Below are 24,277 nucleotides of genomic sequence, written 5' to 3' on the forward strand. Positions count from 1 at the left end.
TTTGTGAAAGGTCCGCCATGCCGCACGTTACCCTCTATACGACGATGTCCTGCCCCTATTGCCTGCGGGCCAAAAATTTGCTCCGGGAAAAAAATCTGACCTTCACGGAAATCCAGGTGGATGGCGATCCCGTGGCGCGCGCGCAAATGACAGCGCTGGCACATGGCCGAAGGACCGTTCCGCAAATTTTTTTTGACGGTGTCCATATTGGCGATTCCGACGAACTGCATGACCTTGAGCGGAGTGGTAAGCTTGATTTGCTGTTGGCCGGCCCTGTTCCATGATTAAATTCGCCCTGCGTTGCGCACGCGGCCATGAATTCGATAGCTGGTTTCAAAGCGGCGAGGCTTTTGAAACACAATCGGCCTCCGGCCTTGTGCTTTGCCCCCTTTGCCAGGCGGATGTAACAAAAGCAATCATGGCGCCAGCAATCGCCAATAAGAGCGAAATCGCGCGGGCCATCCAACCGGCGCAAAATGCTCCGCCGCAGCCAGGGGCTCTCGTCGAGAAAGCACGAAGCGATATCCGCGATCCGGAATCCCGCACCATGATCGCGGCATTCCGCAAACATATTTTTGAAGACACCGAGGATGTCGGGACGCGTTTCGTGGAGGAAGCGCGCAAAATTCACGATGGTCTTGTCGAAGAGCGACCGATCCACGGTCAGGCAAATATCGACGATGCGCGCGCCTTGATCGAAGAAGGGATCGCGATTTTGCCCATTCCGGCCCTCCCGGACGATTTTAATTAGAGCGTGCTCTGATCCGGCATCATAACGGCCAGCCTGCATTCGCTCTGGCCGCATTCTTGCTTTGCACGTGACGCCCCGCGTCCGGCAAGGAGGCAACCGCGGTTTTTGAAATTTTCCGCCCGCATTCCGTGATAAGGAGCCCACATGGACATCCAGCGGGTCCGCACAGATTCACAAGGTTGCAGGTTGGCCAAATGGCACATGAAACACAGCGCGCGGCCATTATCGGGGTCGTCACGGCATCCGACCGCGCCAGCGCCGGGCTCTATGAGGACCAAAGCGGCCCCGCCATCGCCGCCTATTTGACGAAAATCCTAAAAAGCCCTTTTCATATCGTCCGGAAAATCATTCCGGATGGGTTTGAATCCGTGCGTGACACCTTAATTGAACTCGCCGACAAGGAGCATTGCGATTTGATCCTGACCACGGGGGGAACCGGACCGTCGCCGCGCGATCTGACGCCGGAGGCAACCCGCGCCGCCGCGCCGCGTGAATTGCCGGGGTTTGGCGAACTGATGCGCATGGAAAGCCTGAAGCAAGTTCCAACCGCGATCCTGTCGCGGCAGCTCGCCGCCCACCGCGGGCCTTGTCTCGTGATAAACCTGCCGGGCAAACCCAGCGCGATCGAAACCTGTCTCAATGCGGTTTTTCCCGCAGTTCCCTATTGTCTCGATCTCATAGGCGCCGCCACAATCGAAACGGACCCGGCAATCCTCAAATCCTTCCGGCCAAATCCCTCCGGGTCAAGCAGCACGCGATGAGCCGCAGCGCAACGAACCGGGCAAAAGACGAAGTTGACGCTGCCGCGCGTGTTGCCAAGCTGACCGCTGGTTATACGCCGCTGCCGGGCATTCCCGATGAATTCATCGGCGCCGATGGGCAGCCGCGCGCCCATTGGCTGCGGTTTCTCGACAAGCTCATGGAATTCAGCGCCAGCGATATGAACCGCCGCTTCGCCACGGCGGACCGGCATATTCGCGACACCGGCGTCTCCTACCGTGCCTATGGTGACACAAGCGAGCGCGCTTGGCCGCTCTCGCATGTGCCGCTTCTCATTGAAGCGGGCGAATGGCGCGAGATCGCCGAAGGCATCGAGCAGCGGGCGCGTCTTCTGGAACTGGTTTTGGCCGATATTTATGGCGAGGGGCAGCTGATCGACTCTGGCGATTTGCCCGCCGCCGCCGTCACTGGCAGTCCCGAGTTTCTCCATCCGCTGCATGGCGTGAAGCCGCCGGGTGGCAAATTTTTGCATATCTACGCCGCTGACATTGGGCGCGGGCCAGACGGGAGGTGGTGGGTTTTGGGCGATCGTTCGCAAGCCCCTTCGGGCGCCGGCTATGCGCTTGCCAACCGGCTTGTCCTGGCGCGCGCTTTTCCGGCACTCTACCGCGATATGAATGTCGAGCGGCTGGCGCCGTTTTTCGAGGCCTTCCGGCTCGGTCTCACCTCGATGGCGCAGCGCTCAAATCCGCGCATATGCCTTCTGACCCCTGGGCCTTTCAACGAAACCTATTTCGAGCAGGCCTATCTCGCCCGCTATCTCGGTTTGCTTCTCGTCGAAGGCGGCGATTTGACGATGCGCGACGGCAAAGTGAATGTCCGCACTATTGCCGGACTGAAGCGCGCCGATGTGATCTGGCGGCGTATCGACAGCGATTTCGCCGATCCGCTCGAACTCAATGCCCATTCGCGGCTCGGCGTTCCCGGCCTTGTCGATGCCTTGCGGGAAGGGGGCGTCGTCATTGCCAATGCGCTCGGCTCCGGCGTGCTCGAAGCGCCCGCCATGATGAGTTTCATGCCGAAACTTTGCCGCAAATTGCTGGGCGAGGAACTGCGCCTGCCGAATATCGCGACTTGGTGGTGCGGCCAGGAGGATGCGCGGCAATCGGTCATCGAGGATATGGATGAACTGGCGATCGCTGGCGCCTATGGCAATCCAGTGCCAGGCTTTGCCTCCAGCCAGCCGCTCATTGGCGCGTCTCTCACGGGCGAAGAGAAAAGCCGGCTCGTCGCGGCGCTCGCCGAGCGCGGCGTAGATTACGCCGGCCAAGAAGTCGTCAATCTTTCCACGACGCCGGTCTGGCACGAGGGCCGGCTCGAGCCGCGCCCCTTCGTTCTGCGCGTCTACGCGGCGCACACGCCGCAGGGCTGGAAAATCATGCCGGGCGGCTTCTGCCGCATTTCCGGACGCACCGACGCGCGCGCCGTATCGATGGGGGAAGGCGTCCAATCGGCCGATGTTTGGGTGCTCGCCGACAAGCCGGTCGAGATGGTCAGCCTGCTGCCGACCGACGAGACCGTCCGCATCCGCCGCATCATGGGGACCTTGCCTAGCCGGGCGGCGGACAATCTCTTTTGGCTCGGACGTTATCTCGAGCGCTCGGAAGCAACCCTTCGGTTGATCCGCTGCCTCGCCAGCCGGATGATCGAGACAGGCGCTGGCGCCGCCAATCCTGGTTCGGCGGTTTCGAAGTTGTCGAGCTTGCTCACTTCCTGGCACGCAGCGCCGCGTGCCACAGCCTCCAACGCCATGGCGCTAGTCGCCGCCGCCTTGCATGGCGACGAGGAATATGGTTCGGCCGTGCTGCTTGTTCGTGACGCCCGCCGCGCCGCATCTTTCATTCGCGAACGGCTCTCCACTGATACTTGGCGGTTGATTGGTGATCTCAATCGCACCCTCACCGTCGATGTGCACGGGGCGCTCGCCGAGGCCGAGGCTTATGAGCGGGCCGATGCAGCGTTGCGGATCATCGCGGCCATCTCCGGCCTTGCCCAGGAAAACATGAACAGAGGCGCCGGCTGGCGTATCTTCGATGCCGGCCGGCGGATCGACCGGGGAATCAACACCTGCCGTTTTGCCCGTCATTTCGCCAGCGGCGAGGCGCCCGCCGATGATCTCGACGTCTTGCTCGATCTTGTCGATTCGCAGATCACCTACCGTTCGCGTTACCTCATGGGCGTCAACTTGAATCCCGTGCGCGACATGGTGGTACTCGATCCCTTTAATCCGCGCTCGGTTGCCTTTCAGATCGAGCGGCTCGACGAACATCTTGAAACGCTGCCCTTGCTGAGCGACGACGGAATGCTCGAGACGCCGCGCAGGCTGATCCTGCAACTTGCCGCCGATGCCGCCACCGCCACCGCGGCGAGCCTCAACAATGAAAAAATCCTAGGTTTCGAGCAAAGCCTGCTTGGCCTCGCCGACGCGATCGCGGCGCGATATTTCCTGCAAGGGCCGCATGTCGCCCGCGCCGACAAATCGAGCGGGCTCGCGTGATCTACGATATTCGCCACCTCACTCTTTACGAATACGGTTCGACCGTGACGTTCTCGCATTGCGCCTTGCGCCTGCTGCCCATCGGCGGTCCCGGACAAACGGTGCTCTCGACAAGTCTTCGGATCACCCCGGAACCGGCGCAAACGATCGAGCGGCTCTGCTTCTTCGGCAATCGCCTCGCCTTCCTGACCATTGAAACGGCGCATCGCAAACTCATTGTCGAAGTGAATACGAGCATCGCGATCGACAGGGGCGAACCACTCGACGAAGCGGCAACCCCGGCCTTCGAAGACGTTCGCCGGCAAGGGTTCGCGAGCGCCTCGCTCGACAAGGAGTCCCCCGCCCATTTTCTGCACCCGAGCCGCCTCGTGCCGCGCTACGAACCCGTCACCAGCTACACGCGGCAAAGTTTTGCGGTGGGGCGGCCGGTGCTTTCTGGCGCCAAGGAGTTGATGCACAGGATCCGGGACGACTTCAAATATGATACCAAGGCGACCGTCGTCTCGACGCCGATTTCGGAGGCCTTTGAGAAACGGCGCGGCGTCTGCCAGGATTTCGCGCATATCATGATCGCCGGGCTGCGCGGGATAGGCCTCCCGGCGGCCTATATCTCTGGCTATATCCGCACCATTCCGCCGCCCGGCAAAAAGCGCCTCGAAGGCGCCGACGCCATGCATGCCTGGGTCTCGGTCTGGTGCGGCGAGGCGCATGGCTGGGTTGGCCTAGATCCGACCAATTCGATGATGATCGGCAATGATCACATCGTGCTCGCGCAAGGCCGTGACTATGCCGATATTTCTCCCGTCGCCGGGATTATTTTGGGCTCGCGCGAGCAGGATGTCGACGTGCAGGTCGATGTCGTGCCGAGGGTGTGATATATCGTCTGATCTTATTGCTGGGCGCTCTATCAAGATTGGCAACGCACGCCAGCATGAACCGGGGGGTTCGCCATGTTCAACAGCACGATTATCGACGTTGCAATCGGATTGGTCCTCTCTTTCCTTGCCGTGAGCCTTGCGGCGAGCGCGATTACCGAAGCCATCAGTTCCGGGAGACAATGGCGGGAGAAAACCCTGGCCAATGGCTTCAGGGCGCTTTTGAACTACGATAAGGAAGATCCTAAGCGTCAACTCGCACTCGACCTCTATAAAAATGCACTGATCAATCCATTGGCCTCCGGTGTGGCCGAAACGTTCGAAGACCTCACCCACAAACCTGCCTACATCGATTCCCGGCAATTCGCTTTGGCGTTTTATAACACGCTGGGAGGGGAATCGCCGGCCGCCGTCATAGACAAAATCCAAGACAATCAGTTGAAGGCAGCAATGCAAGCCCTATGGGCCGCATCCTCGAATGACATCGACAAATTCAAGAACAATATCGCCGTCTGGTTCGACAATTCGATGGACCGCCTCAGCGGATGGTACAAGAAGCAAACTCAAATGGTGTCGTTTCTTGTGGCGCTTGGCATCGCTGCCCTTTTCAATGTCAACGTCCTTTATGAAAGCGCGCAGATCTGGACGCATCCGGCGGCCGTTGCAAATTTGGCGACGTTGCATTTCGATGAACCGAGCGACGCTTCACATCCCGAGAATTACGCCATAATGGCATCGAAACTTTATAAAGCTCTTGAGCCCGCTTATCTGGTAGGCTGGGTCGAAGGACCCAGTCCAAAATGGAACAACCGGGAATCTTAGCTCATCGCAGTCTCGAGTTGGCTCATCGTCGCGGGTTCGGCCCTTTTCGGCGCCTCGTTCTGGTTTGATATTCTCAAAAATCTTATTCATCTCAGAGGGACGGGACTCAAACCCGAACGCAGCGGAGTGGACAAGGGAGACATATCCGCGGAGAATACGCTTCAACTGAACATCAAGCAGTCGCCTCCAGCTCCCAGCATTTGAGGTTAACGCGAACGGGACACGAAACTCGTGTCGAGGCTATGAGCGATGCCGTCGCTTCACTGATCAAGAAAAATATCGGCTGGCTTATCCAAAAATATCAGCAAGCCGATCCCGATCAGGAGAAAAGGCAAAACCCATTGGCCTATCTTTTCGACAAACAACCGCGCTGCGGGATGACGGACAAGCTGGCCGGCGAGCACGCTCATCAGGACCGCCGCCATCATGGCGGCTGCAAAACAGCTCAGAACAAACATTGGCTTCAGATCGGCAAAGAGCGGCGTCATGATGCTGACGCTGTCGCTGCTGTTGGCCAGAAGAACCAGGGCGAAACCGCCATAGGCAGCGAATGTCATTTGGCTTGGCGTTTTGTCCTGTATGCCGCTTGCGCCGCCGCCCCGCCCCCGCATCAAAAGGATAAGTTGATAGGCGCCCAAAGTCATAGGCACGAGACCCAAGTAACGCAGATCTACGGTTGGCAGAGTATCGGCGGCACGCGCCAATGCGAGACTGACAAAAAGCACCGTCAAACAGACGAAAACAAAGGTCAACTTGACAAAAAGGGGCTTGGTGCCGGGCTTCACGCCATAGGCCGAGAGAAGAATGAGATTGTCCAAATTGGTCGAGACATAGGAGACGGCCGCCAGACTCGCAATGCTCAGCGCCTCAATCAACACATAGGTGGAAACCGGAGCACTCAAGACATCGTCCAAGAAAACCGCCTCGTGAAACCATTCATCCAATAGGACCAAATTTGTGAGCGTTCGCACACGCCTGAAGGCAGATTCAAGGATGCAGGCTTGTAAGGTTTTCAGCTTCAATCGTACCAAAACGTTTCACGTGAAACAATTTGGTACGATTGCAAGAGCTCAAAACCTCACGGGCTAAGCGCATCTTGCCTTTCGGGTCCCGATGGCCCGTCAATGTCACGGACCGATCCAAACCTCCCCCTTGGAACTCTTCAGCCGTATCCGCGCAAAACTGCAACGGCCCTTGCCTTTTTGAAAAGCGCTGACCGCGATGAGCCATACCGCGACGATGCGCTTGGGCAGCTCCCCGCCAATCGCCCGTTCGTAATCATCGAGAATGGTCTGTTTTTCTTCGAGCCATGCACCCAGCTTGGCCAAATCGGAGCGCACCACTTGATGCGTCTCCCGCTTGTCCCACCATGGCAACGGACATTGAAACACCTTGCCCTCCGGCAGGGCGGCGCTCCACATATAGGTGAGATCGCGGCCATTATCGAATTCCACCGCGATCGAGAAATAATCATGCGTCGGCAGCGAGTCCTCGCGCACTTTCGAGGGCAATTCATCCGCCCGCCATGCCCAGGCAAGCTGCGTCGAGCGATCGAGCACGGCATCGACCGGATACTGCAGGATGCCGACGTCGCGCGCCGTTTGACAGCAAATCCGCGGCGGTTGCTGGTCTCCCGAGTCGGCCCGGAAAATCTGACTTTCGCCAAGGCGCCATAGATGCCGCCAGCCGGGAACCGGCGGGACTCGCACATTGAGCCTTGCAATCTCGCGGGCCGCGAAGCCGCTCTCGTCCGCGCCCCGCAGCTTTGCCAATCCCTCCCTTGCAGAGGCAGACCAAACCAGCACCGCGACGGTCAACGCCCCGCTCGCTCCCGTATGGGGATAGCCGGGTTCAAAGAGGCCGGTCTCGTCGAGCCATTCGCCCGGCGGCTTGGCGATCAGCATCAAGCGTCCCGCGCGTTCTGCCTTGAAGCTGGTTGTCGTGCTGATCGACTTCGCGATGGTCCCCTCGCCAATGCGATACCAGAGGGCCATACCGGCATCGAAACCGATGCCGAGTTCCTTCGCGAGCCAGACTACGCCCACTGAAAACAGGCTCGCCTCCTCGCCCTCCCGCAGATCAACGCCCGTGTCGATCCAGCCAGACGAGGCCGCCAGCACCGCCACAATCGCGTGTTGGCGTAGGTGAGGCACGTTCGCCTCGATGGCTTTGGCCCAGGCGTCGCGTGCGGCGGCGGGATCGGGTTCGGCATGCCTTTGGAAGCCCAAAATTTCCTCCTGTCGATGCCCGGGCCACCCCCGGACTTCAGGCACTCCATACGCGGCCAGGCAGTTCCGTTCAAGCCGTTCCCGATCCGGCACGGCCGCTGGGGCGCGCATGCCGTTTACAAATTGTTTACCTTAAGTTGGGATGTCTGCTTGAGCGGCCCAAACCGCGCCGCACTGATGGGGCAACCCCATTGGTACTGGATTGCCCGTCCCGATCGTTTCGATTGCTCCCGCACAAGAAGCCGAATGATCACGCTTTATCATCATCCCCTTTGCCCGCAGTCGCGTTTCGTCCGCCTGCTCCTCGGTGAATATGCGATCACCCCGGAACTCATCGAGGAAAAGCCCTACGAGCGCCGGCGGGATTTCCTGCTCCTTGATCCGTCCGGGCAGACGCCGGTTCTGGTGGAACCCTCGGGACTGGTCCTTTCGGGCCCTGGCCCGATCGCCGAATATTTCGACGAGACGCGGGGCCTCGCCTTGGGCCGGGGCCGGCTTTTGCCGGACGATCCCGCCTCGCGCGCCGAGGTGCGCCGCGTGTCCGACTGGTTTTGCCAAAAATTCTTCCAGGAAGTGACCAATTGGCTCGTCACGGAAAAGGTCTATAAGCGGTTCATGCCGCGCGAGCAGGGCGGCGGCGGGCCGGACATGGAACTCGTGCGTGCCGCGCGGTCCAATATCCGCACCCACCTGCGCTATATCGGCTATTTGGCGAGCCACCGGAATTGGCTCGCCGGGGACCGGCTATCGCATGCCGATCTTGCCGCCGCGGCGCAGCTCTCCTGCGTGGATTTCCTGGGCGATGTGCCATGGGACGAGAACGAGACGGCAAAGACCTGGTACGCACGGATAAAATCACGGCCAGCCTTCCGCTCCCTGCTGGCCGACCGGCTGCCGGGGATTTCTCCGAGCCCGGTTTACGCGGATCTCGATTTTTAGACGCGGATTTCACAAGCCGGCTGCGGGAAAAAGCACAAAATCTCGGCTTCGACATCTGCCGCATCACTCATCCAGGCGCCATTCCGCAAGCGCCGCAACAGCTTGCCGCTTGGCTTGCCTCCGGCGCGGCAGGAGAGATGGACTGGCTGTCATCCAAGCAACAGCGGCGATCCGATCCGCGTACGCTTTGGCCAGAAAGTAAGAGCATTATCCTGCTCGGTATGAACTACGGCCCAAACGCCGATCCGCTGGCCGGGCTGGCACAAAAGTCCGCCGCGAATATCTCCGTTTACGCGCGCCATCGCGACTATCACGACCTCATCAAGGGCCGTCTGAAACTGCTCGGCGCGTGGCTCGCGGCGGAGGCTAAGGGGGCCGAACTCAAGGTTTTTGTCGATACCGCGCCGGTCATGGAAAAGCCGCTGGCCCAAGCGGCAGGCCTCGGCTGGGCCGGCAAGCACTCCAATCTCGTGTCGCGGGACTTTGGCTCCTGGCTGTTTCTGGGCTCGATTTTCACCAATTTGCCGCTCCCGCCCGACTCCCCGGAAACCGATCATTGCGGCACGTGCCAGGCCTGCCTCGATATTTGTCCGACAAAAGCCTTTTCGCGCCCCTATGTCCTCGATGCGCGCCGCTGCATTTCCTATCTGACGATTGAGCATAAGGGACATATCGGCCGCGAATTCCGGCAGCTTATCGGCAACCGCGTTTTCGGCTGTGACGACTGTCTCGCCGTCTGTCCTTGGAACAAATATGCGGTTTTGGCGCGGGAAACCAAGCTGCAAGCGCGCGAAGACCTGTGCGCGCCATCGCTCGCCAGCTTGCTGCGCCTTGACGATGCCGCCTTTCGGGTTCTTTTTGCGGGAAGTCCGGTCAAACGAATCGGTTTTTTCCGTTTCACCCGCAACGTCTTGATCGCGGCGGGCAATAGCGGCGATCCGGCGCTCATTCCGCTGATCGCGGCGAAGCTCGAAAGCGCTTCGGCGCTTGTGCGGGCGATGGCGGTCTGGGCGCTGGCCCGGCTCGTCGAGGCCAGCAGTTTCGGCGAATTTGAACGGCGCTGGCGCCCCGCCGAAACGGATGCCGCCGTCGAAGCCGAATGGGCGGCGGAGAGTGGCGGGCGGACTCTGTCAGCGGGTGCGAACGACGTGAACCAAGGCCATCCTTCATGAAGCTTTTCGCATTCGGTCTTGGCTATTGCGCACGCTACTTCATCGCCCGCTCGGGACATTCCTTCGATGCCATCGCGGGCACCGTGCGCGGTCCAGCGAAAGCCGGGGAGCTGGCGAGCGAACAGATTGAAACATTCGTGTTCGGGCCCGAACATGAAGATCCCGCCATCGCGGAGCGGGTCGCGGGCGCCGATGTAATCCTCGTCTCGATTCCGCCGGGCGCCTCGGCTGATCCCGTGCTCGCACGGTTTGGCCACCGCATCGCTTCGTCCAGACGCCCGCAAACGATCATCTATCTCTCGACCATCGGCGTCTATGGCGACCGGCACGGCGAATGGGTCGATGAAAGCATGACCCCGGCGCCCCTTTCCGAGCGCTCGGTGACGCGGGTGCAGGCCGAAAGATCCTGGACCGCGCTCGGCAAGGCACAAGGCAAGAAAGTCTATATTCTACGGCTTGCGGGAATCTACGGCCCCGGCCGCAACGTTCTCCTCAATTTGAAGGCGGGCACTGCCAAGCGCGTCGTCAAGCGCGGTCAGGTTTTTAACCGCATCCATGTCGAGGACATAAGGCGGGTGATCGACGCCGTGGTGGCGCATGACGGTCCCGGCGATATTTATAATGTCAGCGATGACGCTCCGGCGCCGCCTCAGGATGTGATCACCTACGCGGCGATGTTGATGAGCATCGATCCGCCGCCCGCGCAAGATCTCGAAACAGCGGATCTCTCCCCAATGGCGCGGAGTTTTTACGCGGAGAACAAACGCGCCTCCAACCGCAAGCTGAAAGACGATTTTGGGATGAGGCTCACCTACACCACCTATCGCGTGGGATTGGAAGCGCTTTGGGAAGCAGGAGAAGGCCGGAGTGCGGAGGAAGGCTGATCGTTTGTCCGATTTTGCGGCCCAATCGTACCAAAACGTTTCACGTGAAACGTTTTGGTACGATTGGCAGGGCGTTTGTGCAGTTGGAGTCTTACAGCGGGCAGCTTGGAATGCGTGGGATTGCGCAAAAGCTATGTAAGTTTGGCCATCGGCATCCTTTGACCGCTGCAGGACTCTGCATTCCAAACGCTTAAAGTGGAGGCTCGGATTTGCCCAATGCGGCATAAAATAAAATGTAGAGCACGGCAGCAAGCCGCCAGCGCCATTCTATGAGAGACGGGGAAAGATCTTCGGGAAGCGTGACGGACACCAAACCAAGAAACAGGACAAAGAGAACAAGTGCCGACCAACCCCAAACGGTCCGGCTGCGATCGGCGTCGGCAGCAGATAGCTGCTTGTTCTGATTTGCGGCGGCGAGCCGCGCCAGTCCAAAGCAGAAGATTCCAACGATATGCGGCGTCACTCCTCCGAATCCGTGCAGCAAGTCCAGCGTCTTCATGAATTCCAAATCGAAGAGCTGGCCGAGAAGACCGCCGGCCGCGGGAAGCAGTCCAAACCATTTGAGTGCGCTGAGCATCATTCCCGTTCCGTATCGACGACCAAAATCACAGGAACAGTTGCAATTTCCTGATAATCGGAATTGCGCAGAGTGAGGGGGACAAGCTTGTGCACGGCGCTCGCGGGATCCACCTTATAATGCAACTCTCCCCGTTCGGTGGTCAGCGTGACATTTTTGGGGATGCTATCATTTTGTCGAGCAAGCTCAGCCGGCGGTGAAAAACCGATTCGAGACCGGTTTTCGCCTGCGTGGTTGACGAAACGGAGCGTTACCATTCCGTCTTCCGATTGCTGACTGGAAAATTCCAAATCGACCGGCTGCAATTTTTTCCGCCGCAACGATTCAGGCTGAGCGCTCGCAACTGTTGAAACAGATCCATGAAACGAAGAGGCCCAATTGAAAAGCCTCAATGCAAGTTTTTCAACGGCGTCCTTCACCGTCTGTTGCTTGAGAATTCCCAATGAAAAATCGGTCCGGTTGGCGCCGATATAGGCGACCGACGCGCCAACAACTGGCTCGCCCGCGATCGTGAGCGACGTCGATAAATATCCACCCCTGGTGAACACGCCGCGGAGATTGACGCCATTCCAATCCACGAGATAATCGTGTGCCGCCGTCGCGAATTTTACACAATAAATGAGCTGAGTTGCGTCTTTGGAAACCGGGATTGGAACGCTATCGAAAGTTATAGTGGTGTTGTCGAAGGGGACGCTTTGGCCAGTCTTCGCGGCCGGACAAACATGACTTTCAGGGGTCTCTGCGATCGCAGGTGTTTTGCTCAGCCCCAACACCAAAACCACCAAGACAAGCGGAGTTTTTCCGTAAGGCATCCCGTTCCCTCGTCATATAAGGATGGCGATCTTAAAGGCTTCACGGCTCTCCGCAAGAGCCGAGGATATCCCTCACAAAAACTCCTCGAGCACGCGGTTCACTTCCTGCGGCGCGTCCTCCTGCGCCCAATGCGAGACATTGGGCAGCCGTTCAATGCGCAGATCGCGGACGTAGAGATCGGTCCCATCGAGGCATGGGAGACCAAGCGCGACGTCCTCCTCGCCCCAGATGACCAGAGTTGGCGTCTCGATCAGCGCGTCAAGATCCGTCGCGGCCATGACATCCCGCCCCGCCGCGCGATACCAGTTCAGCATCGCTGTCGCGGCGCCAGGCGCGCTCACATTGGTGCGATAGACATCGAGCACCTCGTTTGAAAAAGCCTCGGGATTGCGCGCATCGTGACGCATCGTGGCGGCAAGCAGGCGCCCTTCCCCTGCCGCGAGCAGCAACTCGGGCAGCACCGGCAGCTGGAAAAAACCGATATACCAAGACTTGCGGCGCTGGGCCCATGTCTTCAATTCGCGACGGAAGCATAAGGGATGCGGCACATTGATAATGACAAGCCGCTCGAGCAGCCTGATGCGGCGGATGGCGAATATCCAGGCAACGAACGCGCCCCAGTCATGACCGATCAGCGTTACGGAGAAAGCCCCCGCCGCGTCGATCAGCCCGGCGACGTCTTCCGTCAGCCGATCCAGCGCGTAATCCTCGCGCCTTCGCGGACGGCTCGTGCCGCCATAGCCGCGTTGATTGACGGCCCATACTCTGTAACCGAGCCCGGCAAGATAAGGCACTTGATGGCGCCAGCTTACCGCATGTTGCGGAAACCCATGCAGCAGCAGCGCCAGCTTGCCGCCTTCCCCAGCCTCGAAGACCTCAAATTCGTGTCCATGGGCCGCGATGACGCGGCGGCGTGCGCCCAGCAATTGCTCCACCGAATCCATTACGCCCGGTTCTCCTGCCAAGAGCGGTTCCCATGCGCCGCCCGTGTGACGGCTGCCTGGCCGAAGCTATGCCGGGAAGCCTAACGTCAAGCAACGATCTCGGGAATTACCGGATGCGATTGCGGCCAGCAAAGGGATCCATCGCAGCAGCGATTCGCTTGAGTTTGGTGGCGAATTGCCTCGCTTGTTCCGCCGTCAGGACCGTATGTGCGCAGTCAAGATCAATATGCACCTGGTTATCAATTCCCATAACCGCGCCTCCCGTGACGAGCGCGACGCTAGGTTCTGAAATCAACTCATTGGAGGTAACGCAATCTGTTTCACGCCTCTTTGACGCGCGCCGAAAGGCGGCAGGTTCTAAAATGACAGTCATGTTCAAGTTCCCTACCTGTTTTGTTGCTATTACTTTTTCATTTTGCTCTTTCGAAATATAAGTATAAATGCTTCGTTGTTATAATCTTTATCAGAAATAACAAAAAATATCTTGAAAATAACCGCATATGACTCTCAGATACTTAATATTTGTACCAGCATTATATCCTGCACATTGCGCGTCCGGCGAGGGCGGTAGAAACCGCCGGGCCGTGATACAGTATTGAGCGGGATGAAACCCATCATAACTATAATCTACCATAGATGGCGCCGCTGAATACGACGCGGCGAAAATTCGTCATAAATGTGATTATTACGCCACAATTATAAAACGCCAAGAGGAATCAAGTGGAACTTATTTCAAACGCTCGCCAGCGGGGTTTCGTGCGGCTTGACCGAAGGAAAACGCCTTGGCCGCGACTTTGTTCCTAGCAATGAAGCTGTCACTTGACCTGCATCAGCAAGGCGACGAGTTCACTTTGGCTATGGGTCTGGGTCTTGGCAAAAACGGATTTCAGCTGGTTGCGCGCTGTCTGCCACGGAATTTGCAGTTCCCGGGCAGCTGTTTGTAGAGGGGCGCCGCGCGCCAACACGCTGGCAAGCTTGGACTCTGGACCGTTAAACTGGAATGTCTTGGCAAGAATCGCCGGAGGAGGCCCGGGTTTTGGCCCCAATGCATTCAGTGTTACCATCCGTCGGACGTCATGCTCGTGAGCGAGACCGTCGAGCGGCCAGACACGCAAAATGACCGGCAATTTGTCACGCCGCTGAACGATGATCGGCTCAGCCATTACAGAAACGAATTTAAAGCGATCGCAGGATGCATCCAGCGATGCCTTCAGCAGTGCCCGGGCTTCAACTTCGCGGATAAAAAGGCGTCCGTCCCTGATCTTGATATTATTGTCGAAAATTGCGCGCGCCGCGCTGTTCACGTCGATGACAAATCCAAGCCGGTCAAGGCTGACCGCTGGCAAGCGCATCGTATTCAGCGCACCGGTGATGGATGTGCCCGCGCCCTCCGCGGCCGAAACCGCGGCTATTTCGATCAGACGCTGGGTGAAGGAAGAGAGAATACGCTCTTCTTCAGCGCGCAACTGGCAATCCTCTGAACTCATATCCAAAATGGTCATCGCGTTTATTCTCAAAACTACGCCAAACCCGGAAAGTTTCCCATCCCGAATTCAATGGGCTGCCGGCGTGCCGTTCAGGCCATAGCCTGGCTGCCGCTTGGCCTGTTACTCCCTGCTCGAATCGTTCAATTCCTGGACGACCCGCTCGATCCGCTGCGCGGCATCGCCAAGCGAAACCGCGACTTTCTCCGCCCATTCCGGGGCGGCGGCCGGGTGCCCTTTAAGCCGCGCGATTTCAGCTTCGAGCTCGCGGACGCGATCGTTCACTTCCGACCATTCATCCGCGAGGGTGATCGCCGCCATAATGGTCAGGCGCTGGTCGCCGATTTCGCCGAAACGCGTCCGCATCCCGGAAATCTTGGCATCGACCAATTGCGCGAGGTCGCCAAGCCGGGCTTCCTCCCCTTCGTCGCAGGCCACCCGGTAAACCTTACCCGCGATTGTGATCGCCAATTGCGCCATTTTGCTCTCTCACACCGGTTTTGGTCCGCAAAAGGGGCCGCCTTACGCCTCGCGAGCGGCAGCCCCGGACAGAACCGCTCTGATTTCAGCACTCGCACGATGCAGCCGGCGGCCAACTTCTTCATTTGCGGCTTCCAAAGATTTCGACCGCGCGATCGCGCCGTCAAGTTCGACGGCGAGCCGCGCGCGGTCGTCTTGGAGAACGGCAAGCTCTTCCTCGAGATTGCCGCGCGCCAAATCCGCTTTGGCCCGCCGTTCACCCGCCGCTTCGAGCTTATCAAGGGCGGCGGCAAGACGTCTCAGCGCGGCGTCGAGGCGGTCCGGCGGTTTGCTTGTCGCGGCGGCGTCTTGCATGCGAGCGCCCTTATCGTTGAATGATCGAAGCATGATTATGCCTCAAGCCGGCGGCGCCGGAAATTGGCCCTCTCCTCCACGCTCAGATTTTGCCTTCGCGTGGAAAAGGAAAATTCGAAACAAGCCCCGCCGGTCGACAAATGGGCCGCCGCGCGCTAAGTGCATGCGGCCGGAGATGGCCGCCCTCCCCGGCCATTATGGTACAAGATGCGGCAAAACCGTGCCGAAACCGCCCATTCGACAGAAAGAACACAGGCGAAGCTTTGACACAAGCGTTTCAGCGATTGCCGGCGGCAGCGTCCCAGCTCGACCCGCAATTTTTCAAATGGTGACAGATTGACAGCTCCGAGCGCAACCCCAACAGCCGTCACCCATGACGAAATGGCCAATGCCATTCGCGCGCTCGCCATGGACGCGGTGGAGAAAGCAAAATCCGGGCATCCCGGCCTACCTATGGGCGCCGCCGATATCGCCACCGTGCTGTTCACCAAGGTGCTGAAATATGACGCCGGCGCCACTGACTGGCCGGACCGGGACCGTTTTGTTCTGTCCGCCGGACACGGCTCGATGTTGCTTTACGCCCTGCTCTATCTGACCGGCGAACCCAGCATGACCGTCGATCAGCTGCAACACTTCCGTCAGCTAGGATCGATAACGCCGGGCCACCCCGAATACCATCATACCCGAGGCGTCGAGACGACCACGGGACCGCTTGGCCAAGGCCTTGCGACCTCGGTTGGCATGGCGCTCGCCGAACGCATGCTGAATGCCGAGTTTGGCGATATCGTCAATCACCACACCTATGTCCTTGTCTCCGACGGGGATTTGATGGAGGGCATCAGCCAGGAAGCCATCGCGATCGCAGGCCATCTCAAGTTGAACCGGCTGATCGTCTTTCATGACGAAAATCACGTCTCGATCGACGGTCCCTTGTCGCTGGCCGATTCCGTCGATCAGGTGAAGCGGTTCCAGGCCTGCAACTGGAACGCCGTCCGCATCGACGGGCATGACCCGGCCGCGATTCTGCGCGCGATCCGTAAAGCGCAGAAGTCGGACTTGCCGACCTTGATCGCTTGCAAGACGATCATCGGCTTTGGCCTGCCGACGCGCGCGGGCACCTCCAAGGCACACAGCGATGCGCCGGGAGCCGAGGAGATTGCCGGAGCCCGGCGCAATCTCAATTGGCCCTATGAGCCTTTCGTGATCCCGGACCCGATCTTGGCCGCCTGGCGCAAGGCTGGCAAACGCGGCCGGGCATCCCGCAAAGCTTGGCTCGCGGCATTGCAAACCTTGCCGGCGGACAGCCGGGGGGAACTCGAGCGCCGCTGGCGCGGCGACCTCCCCGCCACTTTTGGCGAGACCGTGGAAGATTTGAAGCGCAAGCTTGCCGCGGACCCCGCCGCAGTCGCCACCCGCAAGGGTTCCCAAGCCATTCTCGAAGTTCTGGCGAAAGCTGTCCCTGAACTCATCACCGGCTCGGCCGATCTGACACCCTCGAACAACACCAAGGTCGCGGCGACGCCAGAGATCGGACCCTCGTCCTATGCCGGGCGCTATATCCATTGGGGGGTGCGCGAGCACGGCATGGCGGCCGCCGTCAATGGCATCGCCCTGCATGGCGGGTTCATTCCCTCCGGCGCGTCCTTTCTGACGTTTAGCGATTACTGCAGGCCAGCCCTTCGCCTTTCCGCGCTGATGGGGATACATGCGATCGAGGTCTTCACGCATGATTCGATTGGTCTTGGCGAGGATGGGCCGACCCATCAGCCCGTCGAGCACTTGGCGGCGCTGCGCGCGATTCCCAATATGCTGGTTTTTCGTCCCGCCGACCAGACGGAGACACTCGAATGCTGGCAGCTCGCGCTGGAAACGAAGCGGACCCCCTCCATCCTCGCCCTCACGAGACAAAATCTTCCCCGCATAAGGGACACCTTCACATCAGAGAATTTGTCCGCCGCGGGCGCTTATGAAATCATCCCTGCGGACATTGGCGAAGCGAAAGTGTCCATCTTCGCCTCTGGCTCGGAAGTCTCGCTGGCGCTCGATGCACGTAAAATTTTGGCCGGACAGGGAATTGCCACGCGGGTCGTATCCGTCCCCTGCATGGAACTTTTCTTGGCGAAAGACGCCGATACCCGCCAAGCTATAATCGGCAGCGCTCCAATCCGCATCGCCGTGGAAGCCGCCGTCCGGGAAGGCTGGGATGCCATTATTGGCGACGACGGTATTTTTATCGGCATGAGCGGTTTTGGCGCCAGTGCGCCCTACAAGGACCTTTACCAATATTTCAAAATCACCCCGGAAGCCGTCGCCGAAGCCGCAGTGCGGCGTTGTAACGGTTGACGGCTGTTTTCCGCAAAGCAATAACTCAAGTGGCGGGGCAGCAGCGGTCGCCGCTGGTCCAACCGTCGAGAAGGAGATGATATGGCGATTAGAGTCGCTATCAACGGATTTGGACGTATCGGCCGGAATGTTTTGCGCGCGATCGCTGAATCGCACCGCACGGACATCCAGATTGTCGCGATCAACGATCTCGGGCCTGTCGAGACCAACGCTCATTTGCTGCGGTACGATTCCGTGCATGGCCGGTTTCCCGGCACCGTCACGGTCACCAAGGATTCGATTGATTGTGGAACCGGGCCGATCAAGGTGACCGCGATCCGCGATCCGCATGAATTGCCCCATAAAGAGCTCAATATCGATATCGCCCTCGAATGCACCGGGCTCTTCACGTCAAGGGACAAGGCCGCCGCGCATCTGAAGGCGGGCGCCAAGCGCGTTCTCATTTCGGCGCCAGGCGACAACGCCGATTTGACGGTCGTCTTTGGGGTCAATCACGACAAGCTGACCAAGGATCATCTGATCGTCTCCAATGCCTCCTGTACGACGAATTGCCTGGCGCCGGTGGCCAAGGTTCTCAATGATGCCATCGGTATCGAGACCGGTTTCATGACGACCATCCATTCCTATACCGGCGATCAGCCGACGCTCGATACGATGCACAAGGACCTCTATCGTGCTCGCGCCGCCGCGCTTTCGATGATCCCGACAACGACCGGCGCCGCGCGCGCCGTCGGCCTCGTCTTGCCCGAACTGAATGGCAAGCTCGATGGCGCGGCGATCCGCGTGCCGACCCCTAATGTCTCCGTCGTCGATTTCAAATTCGTCGCCAAGCGCAAGACAACGCCTGATGAAATCAAGGACGCTGTCAGATGCGCATCGGAACAGCAATTGAAGGGTGTTCTCACCTTCACGGACAGCCCGAATGTATCCTCGGATTTCAATCATGATCCGCATTCGTCCATCTTCCACATGGATCAGACTAAGGTGATGGGAGACACACTCGTGCGCGTAATGTCCTGGTATGATAATGAATGGGGATTCTCGCATCGCATGGTCGATGTCGCCGTGGCGATGGGGAAGCTCCTATGACAAGGTCGGCACCGTTGTCTGTGTTCCGGACCCTTGATGATGTGGATGTCGCAGGCAAAAGGGTGTTGGTTCGCGCCGACCTCAATGTCCCCATGGATGATTCGAGGATTTCCGATACCACGCGTATCGAACGGATCATCGTCAACATCCAGGAGATTTCGGAAAAAAAGGGGAAGGTCATTCTCCTGTCGCATCTTGGCCGGCCCAAGAACGGACCCGATGCGAAGAATTCGCTGAAGCCCGTCGCGGTCGAGATCGAACGCCAGCTCGGACGCTACGTCGCCTTTGCCTCCAACTGCATCGGCGGGGTGGCGAAGAGCGCCGTTGAAGCGATGCAGGACGGCGATATTCTGTTGCTCGAAAATACGCGCTTTCACGCCGCCGAGACCAAGAACGATCCGGCCTTTGTCGAGGCCCTGGCGGAGCTTGGCGACATTTACGTCAATGATGCGTTTTCCACAGCGCATCGCGCACACGCCTCGACGGAGGGCTTGGCGCATAAGCTCCCAGCCTATGCTGGACGCTCGATGCAGCACGAGCTTGAAATGCTCACCAGCATGCTGGCGGACCCCAAGCGGCCACTTGCGGCGATTGTCGGTGGCGCCAAGGTCTCGACCAAATTCGAGTTGCTCGGCAATCTCATGCGGCGAGTCGAGTATTTGTTCGTCGGCGGTGGCATGGCCAACACTTTCCTTGAGGCGAACGGCAAACAGATCGGCAAATCGCTTTGTGAAAAAAAATTCGCCGACATCGCACGCCAGCTGATCGCCGATGCCGAAGGCGCCAATTGCAAACTCGTACTGCCCATCGACGCCGTCGTCGCGACAAGGTTCGAAGCCAATGCGCGCACCAAAGTTGTCGACATCGATGCGATCGGCGAGGAAGAAATGATCCTCGACATCGGGCCGCGCACCATCTCGCAGGTCGTCGGCCTTCTCGCTTCAGCGCGGACGCTCGTTTGGAACGGCCCCGTCGGCGCGTTCGAGGTTCCGCCTTTCCACACCGGGACCCTCTCGATCGCCAAGGTCGCAGCGCAGCTCACCAAGGTCGGTGCGTTGGATACCATCGCGGGCGGCGGCGACACCATCGCGGCCTTGAACCAAGCCGGGGCGACGCAGGACTTCACCTACGTTTCGACAGCCGGCGGCGCTTTTCTCGAATGGCTGGAGGGCAAGCGGCTGCCAGGCGTCGAGGCGCTGCGCTTGTCCACGACCGCGAAAAGCTGAGGCCACCAGAGCACGGTGTTTCGCCGCAGTTTGCGGCGTCGTGGTCTCACCGGAAACAAAGTGCCGCCGTGGTCGTACGGTAAATTTCCCATATAAAATAGTTACGGCCGCGTTTCATCCGCAACGTGCAACATGGCCCGATCTGGCAGCAAATCCAGAAAGACCGCAATGCGCCGATCCGTCTTCGTTCTTGGTCTCGCGATGGCGCTCGCGGCGGGCGGGTATAGCTCCTATCGTTACATTCTGTCCTATTTGCATGATGAACGCGAGATGGAGGAGAGACGCAATATTGAATTGGCCATCAATGCCGTCCCTGTTCAACCCAAACTGCCATTCGCGCTTATTATCGGCGATAGCATCTCAGTATCTTATACTTTGCTTGTAAAACTGCGGCTGGAGGGCATCGTGAATGTGATGCGGCCCATGGAAAATTGCAGCAGCACCCTCACGATACGCGAGAATCTCGACCGCTGGCTTGGCCAAACCAAATGGGCTGTCATTCATTTCAACGCCGGCCTGCATGATTTGGAACATGTCCAGCAAGAAAACGCGGCTCCAGGAACGCAAAAAATGGTTCCTATCAACAAAGGCCCCCATTGGATTTCATTGGAGTCGTATCGCGCGAATCTCGATAACATCGTCAAGCGGCTTAAGCAGACCAACGCCACGCTGATATTCGCGACAACGACACCCGTTCCTGCTGGCGAGAGAAACCGCGCACCGGAAGATGTGGCTCTTTACAATCAAACCGCTCTAGACGTGATGCGAGACAATGGTGTGCTGATCGATGATCTTTATTCCGTAGCCGTGCAGTCTGCTGATCGATTTCAAATTCCGCAAGATGTCCATTTCTTTGAAGCAGGCAGTCGCATCCTCGCAGAGCATGTTGCCGCAAGCATCAAGGCAGCGTTGCCTATCCAGACGTCGCCCGGACAATAGGAGGAAAACGATTGATAAAGCCGCCCCGAATACCGGCAGGCGCGGAAAGGCCGTGATGGCCGGGATCGCGCATTTTCTTGGAGATCTGGAACCCTTTGTCCGCGAGTGGGGCGCCATCGCGGTCTTGATCATATTGACAGGCGAGTCTCTGGGCCTTCCCCTGCCGGGCGAGTCCCTGCTTGTGCTTGCCTCAGTACTCGCGGGACGCGGAGAACTGTCGCTGCCACTTCTCATGCTGTCGGCATGGATGGGAGCGGTGCTTGGAGACAATATTGGGTATGTGATTGGACAGCGGCTTGGCCGCACACTCGTCCTGCGCTACGGAGCAAAGATCGGCATCAATGCGGATCGCCTTAACCGGGTCGAAGCATTTTTTATCCGGTACGGTCCTTTCACGGTCGCTTTTGCACGATTCGTCAATGTCCTACGTCAGCTGAACGGCATCGTGGCGGGCATGTTGAAAATGGATTGGAAACGATTCCTGGTCTTCAACGCGCTTGGAGGAGCTCTTTGGGTTGTGGTGTGGACATTGGCGGGATTTTATCTGGGTACCCATGTCACCGACATCCATCAGATCACCCATGATTTGGAACATACCGGAGCGATATTGGGCGCCGGAGTGTTTATCGCGGTGCTTATTTTCTTTCTGTTTCAGCGGCTACACCACAGCCGGTGAAGGCGAGTCTGGATTTCCGTTCTCGCGCGCTTGGCTTTCGATCCGGTAGGTGTGCGCCGGATAAACGCCAAGAATCTTTAGCTCCTTGCAAAAAAAGGCCAACTCCTCCAAGGCACGCGCGAGCGGCGGCTCTTCGGGATGGGCTTCTACATCCGCCAAAAATTGCGTTGCGGTGAATTCCCCTTCCACCATATAGCTTTCCAGCTTCGTCATATTGACGCTGTTGGTGGCGAAGCCCCCAAGGGCCTTATAAAGCGCGGCCGGGACATTGCGGACTCGGAAGACGAAACTCGTCACAACCGGCCCGTTGGCAAGAGGCGCCCATCGCGGTGTTTTCGAAAGCACAACGAAGCGCGTCGTATTGTGCGATTCATCCTCGATATTGGCGGCAAGGACATCGAGGTTATAGATTTTGGCGGCAAGGTCCGTCGCAATCGCCGCACGGCGGAAATCTCCCCATTCCGCGACCTCCCGCGCCGACCCGGCCGTGTCGGCAGACACATGCGCGGCAAACCCATGTTCGCGGATGAATTTGCGGCACTGGCCAAGCGCGTGCACATGGCTATAAACTGAGGTCACGGCTTCATGTTGCGTGCCCTTGATACCAAGCAGTTGAAAATGGATCGGCAGAAAATATTCCCCAACGATGTAAAGGCCCGAACCTGGCAAAAGATGGTGGATGTCAGCCACTCTGCCAGCAATCGAATTTTCGATTGGAATCATGCCAAGGGCGGCCGACCCATCGGCGATCGCCGCGAGCGCGTCCTCGAACGTCGCGCAGGGTAAGGGTTGCCAATCTGGATAGACATTGCCGCAAGCTATATGCGAATTGGCGCCTGGTTCGCCTTGATAGGCGATTTTCCTGATAGTCATTCATTCCTCGAACTGGACGCCCCGCGCTGCAACAATCGTCAAGTCGCGAAAGCAGCTGCGCCACAGGTTGACGCGATGCTAAGTGAGCCTTTGTAAGCCCAGGTCCCATGTTAATCGGGTAATGCCCGGCGTCTTCCCGCAAATCACAGGGACCGGAAGGCGATCGGCACGAAAAAATCGACGATCATCACCAACGGTATTGCGATTGCGAAGGAAACCGGAACGCTCGGGCGAAAGGACCGCCGGAACAGCGCGGCAAAGACGAAAACATTCCATACGAAAAGCGGGAACAGCAGAAAGTTGGCCAGTTCCATGACATTGACATAGGGGAGCCCTTGTTCCGAAGTATCCGCGAAGACCAGGGATACGACCAGCAAGAAGCGTAGCAATGCCGTGACAAAAACGACCACGGCACCTGTCAAGGCGAGCGCACAGAGAGTCTGCGTCAGCCGTTCCCGGTATCCGGAAACACTCGCGCCGATGAAAGCGGCGGCACTCAGCACCGCCACGGCACCGATGCTGCTCGCAGCCGAGCGAGCCACGGAATAATCCATCATCTGGCGCAAAAACATCGCCACCGCGAAGGCGCACAGACTCCCAGCCAAGAGGACCGGCGATTTTGGAAGCACTTCGGGACCGAGCTTCCAATTCATTAGGCCTACAACCTTTTGAATCGGCAACGGCAGGTTTAGCTTCATGATTTGACTCAAGGGTTAAGGTACAAAAGCGGCTGCAATAGTCCTAATCCTCGCCTATTCGACAACAGGCCAGGAAGGATTGGATCGGCGATAACTCTGCGGCCTGCGGCGTAGCACAAGGTTTTTGAATACCCGCGTTTCGTGCTATTCACGCCGCGCAGCCCAAGAAAAATAAACTCCGGCAGCTCTTCATCACGCGGGTTTTTCCGGAGATGCAGGGGACCTTGGCTTCCTGCCATAGTTCCACAGTCCATAAACCACGCCGAGCAGCCCCGCGATCAGCAACCCATAAAGTGCCAAGCTCTTGCCAAGCGGAACGCCCACCGCGAAGGGAAACTGTGAAACGTATTTCTGACCATGCTGATTTTCCACCGTCACGATGCCGATGAATTTTCCCTTCACTGGAAAGGTATGCTCGAAGGTCAGCGTGCCCGTCGGATATTTTTTGGGCGGTAAATAGGTGATGGTAACAGGCTCGAGAACCTCGGGACTCGCGAGTTCGGCATCCGTCAAAAACGGCAGACCGTTCATCCGTGTATGGGTTCCATCATCCCGGATGATACGGATCTCCGTGAGCATCTCGCGGAGCTCGGTTTCTTGCATGTCCAACGCAACTACGACTTGTCCGGCGTTTGGAACATCATCGCAAAACTCTTCCCGGGAATTTTGCGGCTGATATCCGGTGAAAAACATCAAATCCGGACCAATCCGCAACACGCATCTATTGTCCTGCATGCCCACCCCGCCATGAGCGTACGCGGCCGAGGTGAGCAATACTGTGGCAAGCAGCCACGCGGCTAAGCCTCGAATAAGCATGTATAGGTGACCTCCCT

26 protein-coding genes are annotated in these 24,277 nt (G+C 58.5%); 14 read left to right on the plus strand and 12 right to left on the minus strand.

The window, feature by feature from the left end; translation table 11 throughout:
• Nucleotides 1–17: 17 nt before the first annotated feature.
• The 6 genes from grxC (at nt 18) to QEV83_RS09505 (ending at nt 5,725) form a co-directional block, all read left to right on the plus strand.
• A complete protein-coding gene (gene grxC / locus QEV83_RS09480) occupies nt 18–284 on the plus strand; it encodes a glutaredoxin 3 (protein ID WP_280130929.1) in 267 nt (88 codons plus the stop codon).
• Entirely contained in the window at nt 281–751 is a 471-nt protein-coding gene (locus tag QEV83_RS09485) for a DUF1178 family protein (RefSeq protein ID WP_280130930.1), read from the plus strand. Before grxC ends, QEV83_RS09485 begins: the two co-directional genes overlap by 4 nt.
• 194 nt (nt 752–945) lie before the next feature.
• Nucleotides 946–1,512, plus strand: coding sequence for a molybdopterin adenylyltransferase (gene mog, locus QEV83_RS09490; RefSeq protein ID WP_280130931.1), 567 nt, complete (start codon nt 946–948; stop codon nt 1,510–1,512).
• Nucleotides 1,509–4,028 carry a circularly permuted type 2 ATP-grasp protein gene (locus QEV83_RS09495; protein ID WP_280130932.1) on the plus strand — a complete coding sequence of 840 codons (2,520 nt, stop codon included), beginning with the start codon at nt 1,509–1,511 and terminating at the stop codon, nt 4,026–4,028. Before mog ends, QEV83_RS09495 begins: the two co-directional genes overlap by 4 nt.
• Nucleotides 4,025–4,903 (plus strand): transglutaminase family protein, encoded by an 879-nt coding sequence (locus QEV83_RS09500; RefSeq protein WP_280130933.1) that lies wholly within the window; start codon nt 4,025–4,027, stop codon nt 4,901–4,903. The genes QEV83_RS09495 and QEV83_RS09500 overlap by 4 nt, the downstream gene beginning before the upstream one ends.
• 75 nt (nt 4,904–4,978) lie before the next feature.
• A complete protein-coding gene (locus QEV83_RS09505; protein ID WP_280130934.1) occupies nt 4,979–5,725 on the plus strand; it encodes a hypothetical protein in 747 nt (248 codons plus the stop codon).
• Between the two features lie 260 nt (nt 5,726–5,985).
• Here QEV83_RS09505 and QEV83_RS09510 read toward each other — a convergent pair whose 3' ends face one another.
• Together QEV83_RS09510 and QEV83_RS09515 are read right to left on the minus strand one after the other, a co-directional pair.
• Nucleotides 5,986–6,639, minus strand: a complete 654-nt coding sequence (locus tag QEV83_RS09510) for a cadmium resistance transporter (protein ID WP_280127517.1) — start codon at nt 6,637–6,639, stop codon at nt 5,986–5,988.
• A gap of 213 nt (nt 6,640–6,852) precedes the next feature.
• On the minus strand, nt 6,853–7,953 hold the full coding sequence (locus QEV83_RS09515) for a DUF3047 domain-containing protein (RefSeq protein WP_280127518.1): 1,101 nt from the start codon (nt 7,951–7,953) through the stop codon (nt 6,853–6,855).
• Nucleotides 7,954–8,199: 246 nt separating this feature from the next.
• On the opposite strand from QEV83_RS09515, the gene QEV83_RS09520 reads away from it, so the two are divergent.
• From QEV83_RS09520 to QEV83_RS09530, 3 genes are all read left to right on the plus strand, one after another.
• Nucleotides 8,200–8,892 carry a glutathione S-transferase family protein gene (locus QEV83_RS09520; protein WP_280127519.1) on the plus strand — a complete coding sequence of 231 codons (693 nt, stop codon included), beginning with the start codon at nt 8,200–8,202 and terminating at the stop codon, nt 8,890–8,892.
• An 80-nt stretch (nt 8,893–8,972) separates the two neighbouring features.
• Nucleotides 8,973–10,064, plus strand: a complete 1,092-nt coding sequence (gene queG / locus QEV83_RS09525) for a tRNA epoxyqueuosine(34) reductase QueG (protein WP_280131011.1) — start codon at nt 8,973–8,975, stop codon at nt 10,062–10,064.
• Complete coding sequence (locus QEV83_RS09530; protein ID WP_280127520.1) at nt 10,061–10,948, plus strand: SDR family oxidoreductase; 888 nt, start codon at nt 10,061–10,063, stop codon at nt 10,946–10,948. Before queG ends, QEV83_RS09530 begins: the two co-directional genes overlap by 4 nt.
• 190 nt (nt 10,949–11,138) lie before the next feature.
• On the opposite strand, the gene QEV83_RS09535 is transcribed toward QEV83_RS09530, so the two are convergent.
• The 7 genes from QEV83_RS09535 to QEV83_RS09565 form a co-directional block, all read right to left on the minus strand.
• Nucleotides 11,139–11,528, minus strand: a complete 390-nt coding sequence (locus QEV83_RS09535; RefSeq protein ID WP_280127521.1) for a hypothetical protein — start codon at nt 11,526–11,528, stop codon at nt 11,139–11,141.
• Nucleotides 11,525–12,337 (minus strand): hypothetical protein, encoded by an 813-nt coding sequence (locus QEV83_RS09540; RefSeq protein WP_280127522.1) that lies wholly within the window; start codon nt 12,335–12,337, stop codon nt 11,525–11,527. The genes QEV83_RS09535 and QEV83_RS09540 overlap by 4 nt, the downstream gene beginning before the upstream one ends.
• Before the next feature lie 72 nt (nt 12,338–12,409).
• Nucleotides 12,410–13,282 carry an alpha/beta fold hydrolase gene (locus QEV83_RS09545; RefSeq protein WP_280127523.1) on the minus strand — a complete coding sequence of 291 codons (873 nt, stop codon included), beginning with the start codon at nt 13,280–13,282 and terminating at the stop codon, nt 12,410–12,412.
• Nucleotides 13,283–13,388: 106 nt separating this feature from the next.
• Nucleotides 13,389–13,532, minus strand: a complete 144-nt coding sequence (locus QEV83_RS09550) for a hypothetical protein (protein ID WP_280127524.1) — start codon at nt 13,530–13,532, stop codon at nt 13,389–13,391.
• 565 nt (nt 13,533–14,097) lie between these two features.
• The gene (locus tag QEV83_RS09555) at nt 14,098–14,784 is read right to left on the minus strand and encodes a hypothetical protein (RefSeq protein WP_280127525.1); all 687 of its coding nucleotides are present in this window, start codon (nt 14,782–14,784) and stop codon (nt 14,098–14,100) included.
• Nucleotides 14,785–14,889: 105 nt separating this feature from the next.
• Nucleotides 14,890–15,246: a cell division protein ZapA gene (locus QEV83_RS09560; RefSeq protein ID WP_280127526.1), complete on the minus strand. Its 357-nt coding sequence runs from the start codon at nt 15,244–15,246 to the stop codon at nt 14,890–14,892.
• Nucleotides 15,247–15,288: 42 nt separating this feature from the next.
• Complete coding sequence (locus QEV83_RS09565; RefSeq protein ID WP_280127527.1) at nt 15,289–15,633, minus strand: DUF4164 family protein; 345 nt, start codon at nt 15,631–15,633, stop codon at nt 15,289–15,291.
• A gap of 348 nt (nt 15,634–15,981) precedes the next feature.
• Between QEV83_RS09565 and tkt the strand changes: the two genes are divergently transcribed.
• The 5 genes from tkt to QEV83_RS09590 all read left to right on the plus strand — a co-directional run bounded on the left by tkt (nt 15,982) and on the right by QEV83_RS09590 (nt 21,873).
• On the plus strand, nt 15,982–17,943 hold the full coding sequence (tkt, locus tag QEV83_RS09570) for a transketolase (RefSeq protein ID WP_280131012.1): 1,962 nt from the start codon (nt 15,982–15,984) through the stop codon (nt 17,941–17,943).
• Nucleotides 17,944–18,024: 81 nt separating this feature from the next.
• A complete protein-coding gene (gap, locus tag QEV83_RS09575; protein WP_280127528.1) occupies nt 18,025–19,032 on the plus strand; it encodes a type I glyceraldehyde-3-phosphate dehydrogenase in 1,008 nt (335 codons plus the stop codon).
• Nucleotides 19,029–20,258, plus strand: coding sequence for a phosphoglycerate kinase (locus QEV83_RS09580; RefSeq protein ID WP_280127529.1), 1,230 nt, complete (start codon nt 19,029–19,031; stop codon nt 20,256–20,258). Before gap ends, QEV83_RS09580 begins: the two co-directional genes overlap by 4 nt.
• A 201-nt stretch (nt 20,259–20,459) precedes the next feature.
• Complete coding sequence (locus QEV83_RS09585) at nt 20,460–21,197, plus strand: SGNH/GDSL hydrolase family protein (RefSeq protein ID WP_280127530.1); 738 nt, start codon at nt 20,460–20,462, stop codon at nt 21,195–21,197.
• 55 nt (nt 21,198–21,252) lie between these two features.
• On the plus strand, nt 21,253–21,873 hold the full coding sequence (locus QEV83_RS09590; protein ID WP_280127531.1) for a DedA family protein: 621 nt from the start codon (nt 21,253–21,255) through the stop codon (nt 21,871–21,873).
• On the opposite strand, the gene QEV83_RS09595 is transcribed toward QEV83_RS09590, so the two are convergent.
• From QEV83_RS09595 to QEV83_RS09605, 3 genes are all read right to left on the minus strand, one after another.
• The gene (locus QEV83_RS09595; protein WP_280127532.1) at nt 21,856–22,746 is read right to left on the minus strand and encodes a prephenate dehydratase; all 891 of its coding nucleotides are present in this window, start codon (nt 22,744–22,746) and stop codon (nt 21,856–21,858) included. The two genes, QEV83_RS09590 and QEV83_RS09595, sit on opposite strands and share 18 nt — an antisense overlap.
• 143 nt (nt 22,747–22,889) lie before the next feature.
• Nucleotides 22,890–23,399 (minus strand): hypothetical protein, encoded by a 510-nt coding sequence (locus QEV83_RS09600; RefSeq protein ID WP_280127533.1) that lies wholly within the window; start codon nt 23,397–23,399, stop codon nt 22,890–22,892.
• Between the two features lie 237 nt (nt 23,400–23,636).
• Nucleotides 23,637–24,179: a hypothetical protein gene (locus QEV83_RS09605; RefSeq protein ID WP_280127534.1), complete on the minus strand. Its 543-nt coding sequence runs from the start codon at nt 24,177–24,179 to the stop codon at nt 23,637–23,639.
• Nucleotides 24,180–24,277: the final 98 nt, after the last annotated feature.

The organism is Methylocapsa sp. D3K7 (genome assembly GCF_029855125.1).
Lineage (GTDB): Bacteria > Pseudomonadota > Alphaproteobacteria > Rhizobiales > Beijerinckiaceae > Methylocapsa.

What these genes read in the sequence shown, in the direction of transcription:
- grxC (WP_280130929.1), top strand. Translation starts at nt 18, where the DNA reads ATGCCGCACGTTACCCTCTATACGACGATGTCCTGCCCCTATTGCCTG.
- QEV83_RS09485 (WP_280130930.1), top strand. Translation starts at nt 281, where the DNA reads ATGATTAAATTCGCCCTGCGTTGCGCACGCGGCCATGAATTCGATAGC.
- mog (WP_280130931.1), top strand. Translation starts at nt 946, where the DNA reads ATGGCACATGAAACACAGCGCGCGGCCATTATCGGGGTCGTCACGGCA.
- QEV83_RS09495 (WP_280130932.1), top strand. Translation starts at nt 1,509, where the DNA reads ATGAGCCGCAGCGCAACGAACCGGGCAAAAGACGAAGTTGACGCTGCC.
- QEV83_RS09505 (WP_280130934.1), top strand. Translation starts at nt 4,979, where the DNA reads ATGTTCAACAGCACGATTATCGACGTTGCAATCGGATTGGTCCTCTCT.
- QEV83_RS09520 (WP_280127519.1), top strand. Translation starts at nt 8,200, where the DNA reads ATGATCACGCTTTATCATCATCCCCTTTGCCCGCAGTCGCGTTTCGTC.
- QEV83_RS09530 (WP_280127520.1), top strand. Translation starts at nt 10,061, where the DNA reads ATGAAGCTTTTCGCATTCGGTCTTGGCTATTGCGCACGCTACTTCATC.
- QEV83_RS09535 (WP_280127521.1), bottom strand. Translation starts at nt 11,528, where the DNA reads ATGATGCTCAGCGCACTCAAATGGTTTGGACTGCTTCCCGCGGCCGGC.
- QEV83_RS09540 (WP_280127522.1), bottom strand. Translation starts at nt 12,337, where the DNA reads ATGCCTTACGGAAAAACTCCGCTTGTCTTGGTGGTTTTGGTGTTGGGG.
- QEV83_RS09545 (WP_280127523.1), bottom strand. Translation starts at nt 13,282, where the DNA reads ATGGATTCGGTGGAGCAATTGCTGGGCGCACGCCGCCGCGTCATCGCG.
- QEV83_RS09550 (WP_280127524.1), bottom strand. Translation starts at nt 13,532, where the DNA reads ATGGGAATTGATAACCAGGTGCATATTGATCTTGACTGCGCACATACG.
- QEV83_RS09555 (WP_280127525.1), bottom strand. Translation starts at nt 14,784, where the DNA reads ATGACCATTTTGGATATGAGTTCAGAGGATTGCCAGTTGCGCGCTGAA.
- QEV83_RS09560 (WP_280127526.1), bottom strand. Translation starts at nt 15,246, where the DNA reads ATGGCGCAATTGGCGATCACAATCGCGGGTAAGGTTTACCGGGTGGCC.
- QEV83_RS09565 (WP_280127527.1), bottom strand. Translation starts at nt 15,633, where the DNA reads ATGCTTCGATCATTCAACGATAAGGGCGCTCGCATGCAAGACGCCGCC.
- tkt (WP_280131012.1), top strand. Translation starts at nt 15,982, where the DNA reads ATGGCCAATGCCATTCGCGCGCTCGCCATGGACGCGGTGGAGAAAGCA.
- gap (WP_280127528.1), top strand. Translation starts at nt 18,025, where the DNA reads ATGGCGATTAGAGTCGCTATCAACGGATTTGGACGTATCGGCCGGAAT.
- QEV83_RS09580 (WP_280127529.1), top strand. Translation starts at nt 19,029, where the DNA reads ATGACAAGGTCGGCACCGTTGTCTGTGTTCCGGACCCTTGATGATGTG.
- QEV83_RS09585 (WP_280127530.1), top strand. Translation starts at nt 20,460, where the DNA reads ATGGCGCTCGCGGCGGGCGGGTATAGCTCCTATCGTTACATTCTGTCC.
- QEV83_RS09590 (WP_280127531.1), top strand. Translation starts at nt 21,253, where the DNA reads ATGGCCGGGATCGCGCATTTTCTTGGAGATCTGGAACCCTTTGTCCGC.
- QEV83_RS09595 (WP_280127532.1), bottom strand. Translation starts at nt 22,746, where the DNA reads ATGACTATCAGGAAAATCGCCTATCAAGGCGAACCAGGCGCCAATTCG.
- QEV83_RS09600 (WP_280127533.1), bottom strand. Translation starts at nt 23,399, where the DNA reads ATGAATTGGAAGCTCGGTCCCGAAGTGCTTCCAAAATCGCCGGTCCTC.
- QEV83_RS09605 (WP_280127534.1), bottom strand. Translation starts at nt 24,179, where the DNA reads ATGCAGGACAATAGATGCGTGTTGCGGATTGGTCCGGATTTGATGTTT.